Raw genomic sequence first — 2,585 nt, 5'->3', positions numbered from 1 at the left:
GTGGATCAGTTTGCAGTGATGCTGACTGTGCCGCCGTCATCGCGAGCAGGCTCGCTCCCACAAGGGAAGCTAAGCTCCCACAAGGGAGTCCTCCACGGGATCTCGCTCAATCTCGATTCACTGGCTGGGCGACTCGATCTCAAGCATTGGCATGGGTCAGCCCGGTCAAGGTGTCCGCAATGGCCTTCGTGCGTTGTGCCGTGCCTTCGGTGGCCCGGCTGGAGTCTTCCAGGGCATCGAGCATCTCGCGCAAGGCGCTCACAGCGACGGACTGGTCTTCGATCTGCTGGGCGACGCCTTGGATCTCCGTCGAGAGCAGATCGATGTCGACGCCAATTTCCGCGGCATTCTTGCGGGTAATTTCCGCAAGCTTGCGGACCTCATCGGCCACCACCGCAAACCCTCTGCCCATCTCACCGGCCCGCGCGGCTTCGATGGCGGCGTTGAGCGCCAACAGGTTGGTCTGTCCGGCGATCTGCTGGATGACCTGTACGATCGATTGAATACGCAAGCTCGAACTGGCGAGCGCACGTGCGCCGACCACCGCTTCACCCGCTTGCGTGGCCAACTGCTCGACGGTCGTGCCGGCCTGCTCGGCGACGTTGTGTTGCCGGTCGATAGTGCCCGCCAGGTCATCCATCGACAGGTGCAGCTCGCCGGAGTAATGCTTGATCTGCGTCGCCATCTGCGCCTGTTGCTGGCTGGCCTGCGCCAATACCTGGCCCAGGTCCGTCAGGCCGTCGAACACCGGCAGGATCGTCGGGTCCAGGCCACGGGTGTCCAGGGCGCTGCTGAAGTCGTTCAGCTTGAATGCCTTGATCTGCTTGACCACGACATGGTTCAGCCCGGCCAATTTCTTGATCTGGCGGCGCAGGAAAAACGCCTTGAACTCGCCATAGTGGGCGATGAAGTTGTCGACGTACTCATCGGCAAAACCAGCGCCCTTGGTGGCCTTGAAGAAGAAAATCGCCGTGAGCGTCTGGTTAAGGTTCAGGCCGAGGATTTCACCAAATGTCGAGAAACCGGCCAAAGGCACAGCGCCGAAAATACCGGCCATGCTGCCCAGGTCGCTGCTGTTATTGAGCCGGCGCAGGATACAGTCGTTGAGAATAGCCGCCACCGGCTGGCCGCCTTTGCCCTTGAGGAATTTCTCGTAGTCGCGGCGGGTCGCCTCGCGCAGGGGCGTACGCTTGACCATCACCAGCTCTTCGCCGGGCGCCACGTCGCAAAACAGCTGGATGAGCTGCTGTTGATGGTCGATGCGCGCAATGGAACGCACGAACAGTTCTTCGCCCACGCGAATGGCAAATGAATAATCGGCCAGCTTCTTCTCCAGCGCCACGGCACTGCATTCGAATGCCTCGCACAGCGCCTGGACCATGCTCTTGATGTTCCCACGGCTGTCGATGACCTGGTCGATGGTGCGGTCTTCGACCGACGCGGTCAGCACGCTGAACGTCAGCCCGGCGGGTTGGAAGTTCTGGCTCTTGAACACCCCGAAGCGCACATCCGCCGCGGTTTTCAGAAAGACAATCTGCGCATGATTCTGGTAACTGCGCTGCCCATCACTGATCAGGGTCTTCTTGAAATCAGCCTTGCCACCGGCCGAACCGCCGACGAACAGGCAGGGGAAGCGTCCCGATTCATACAGCGCTTCCATGAAGAACGATTCGGAGGCCGAAAGACCATCGAACACCACGTAGGCCAAGGTATCGCGATGATCGATGGGCGTGCTCACCTGCGCCTGCTGGATATTATTCACCAACCGGGTGATTCGCTCGCGCATGGCCAAGCGCTTGCCGCCACCGCGGATGTCCTCGCACTCCAGCGGCACCATCACCACCTCGGCCGAAACGATCACGCTGGCGTCAAACAACTGCAGCACGACCCGATCCCAGGTCTCGCCGGTCTGGCAATACAGCGCGCTGGCGCTGTTGCACAACTCACCCGAGGTGGTGCACAGGCTGATGGCGCTGTGGGCAAAGCGCTTCTTGACCTTGGCGGCGACCTGGTCGATGTCCAGGTGCGGGGAGACGAATCCGACGACCACTACTGGGCTGATACGTATGTTGGCCAGCGCCTGGTCAAGTTCACCCGAAGTGCAGGCCACGCTGACCGTCCCTTGAGTGCGACTGCGGGCTTTGTTGAAGAGGTTCGGTAGGTTCATGGCTGGACTCGATTGAGCGCGACGTGATGCTGACGAGGGATGCGTGGGGAGTCCTTTCGCTGTAGCAGCCACGGCGGGGGGCTTGTATGGGCGTGAGCTTGTGCTACTTGCGGGGAGGGGCCATAGGGGCTTTTGGTTGGGGTTTGCTCCGCCTGTTGGTTAGCGACTTTCGTAGGGGGGGCGGGGCAGGCGCAGAGGGTGATCCCTGATCGGCGATCTTCCAGGCATTGGCAGACCTGTGGGAGCGAGCCTGCTCGCGATCGCGGTGGATCAGTTTGCAGTGATGCTGATTGTGCCGCCGTCATCGCGAGCAGGCTCGCTCCCACAAGGGAAGCTAAGCTCCCACAAGGGAGTCCTCCACGGGATCTCGCTCAATCTCGATTCACTGGCTGGGCGACTCGATCTCAAGCATTGGCAT

General features: G+C 61.0%; 1 protein-coding gene and 1 pseudogene. Both read right to left on the bottom strand.

Annotated elements, in window-relative coordinates; genetic code table 11:
• Positions 1–139: 139 nt before the first annotated feature.
• On the bottom strand, positions 140–1,057 hold the full coding sequence (locus Q6A48_RS26185) for a methyl-accepting chemotaxis protein (protein ID WP_369811740.1): 918 nt from the start codon (positions 1,055–1,057) through the stop codon (positions 140–142).
• A 3-nt stretch (positions 1,058–1,060) separates the two neighbouring features.
• A pseudogene (locus tag Q6A48_RS26180) lies at positions 1,061–2,167 on the bottom strand (FIST signal transduction protein); the annotation flags it as partial.
• Between the last annotated feature and the right edge of the window lie 418 nt (positions 2,168–2,585).

This window comes from Pseudomonas citrullilanati (genome assembly GCF_030580855.1).
Lineage (GTDB): Bacteria > Pseudomonadota > Gammaproteobacteria > Pseudomonadales > Pseudomonadaceae > Aquipseudomonas > Aquipseudomonas citrulli.
This window is presented reverse-complemented; position numbering and strand designations above follow the sequence as displayed.